This window comes from Streptomonospora sediminis (assembly GCF_054778995.1).
On the sequence record NZ_BAAGYZ010000153.1, the window covers coordinates 1 to 1,201 of the forward strand.

General features: G+C 68.4%; 1 protein-coding gene and 1 pseudogene. Both read right to left on the minus strand.

What is annotated here, in order from left to right; translation table 11 throughout:
* A partial coding sequence (sucD, locus tag ACYVD5_RS27940) for a succinate--CoA ligase subunit alpha (protein WP_461004164.1) occupies positions 1-781 on the minus strand: 781 nt, incomplete at its 3' end.
* 17 nt (positions 782-798) lie between these two features.
* Positions 799-1,201 (minus strand): annotated as a pseudogene (locus ACYVD5_RS27945) (ADP-forming succinate--CoA ligase subunit beta); the annotation flags it as partial.

Sequence of the window (1,201 nt, forward strand, 5' to 3'; positions counted from 1 at the left end):
CCGCCGACCCCGACACGATCGCGCCCGCATGCCCCATCGTCTTGCCCTCCGGAGCAGTGAACCCGGCAACATACCCCACGACCGGCTTGGACACATGCGCCCGCACGTACTCCGCCGCCCGCTCCTCGGCATCCCCGCCGATCTCACCGATCATCACAACCGCATCGGTATCCGGATCGGCCTCGAACGCCGCCAGCGCATCGATATGAGTCGTACCCACCACCGGGTCCCCACCGATACCCACCGCCGTGGAAAACCCGATATCCCGCAGCTCATACATCATCTGATACGTCAACGTGCCCGACTTCGACACCAACCCGATCCGCCCCGGCCGCGTGATATCAGCCGGAATGATCCCCGCATTCGACGCCCCCGGCGAAATCAACCCCGGGCAGTTGGGCCCCACGATCCGCGTCGCATTGCCCTTCTCGCACGCATACGCCCAAAACGCCGCCGTGTCGTGCACCGGGATCCCCTCGGTGATCACCACCGCCAACCCGATCCCCGCATCAACGGCCTCGACCACCGCCGCCTTGGCGAACTTCGGCGGCACGAACACCACCGACACATCCGCGCCCGTGGCCGCCATACCCTCGGCCACCGACGCGAACACCGGCACCTGCACACCGTCGATGTCCACCGCCTGGCCCGCCTTGCGCGGGTTGACCCCGCCCACAACACGCGTACCCGACGCCAGCATCCGCCGCGTGTGCTTGGTGCCCTCCGAGCCCGTCATGCCCTGCACGAGCACCTTGCTGTCCTTGGTCAGGAAAACAGCCATCGTCGTCTCCCCCGCCTCTACTTCGCGGCCAGCTCCGCGGCCTGGGCCGCGGCGCCGTCCATGGTGGGAGCCTGGCGCACCGCGGGGTGGCCGGCCCGGGTCAGGATCTCGCGGCCCAGCTCGGCATTGTTGCCGTCCAACCGGACCACCAGCGGCTTGGTCACGTCATCGCCGCGCCCCGCCAGCATCTCCAGGGCCTGCACGATCCCGTTGGCCACCGCGTCGCAGGCGGTGATCCCGCCGAACACGTTCACGAACACGCTCTTGACATCGGCATCGCCCAGGATGATCTCCAACCCGTTGGCCATGACCTCGGCCGAAGCGCCGCCGCCGATGTCGAGGAAGTTGGCCGGCTGCACCCCGCCATGGGCCTCACCGGCGTAGGAGACCACGTCCAGCGTGGACATGACCAGCCCGGCA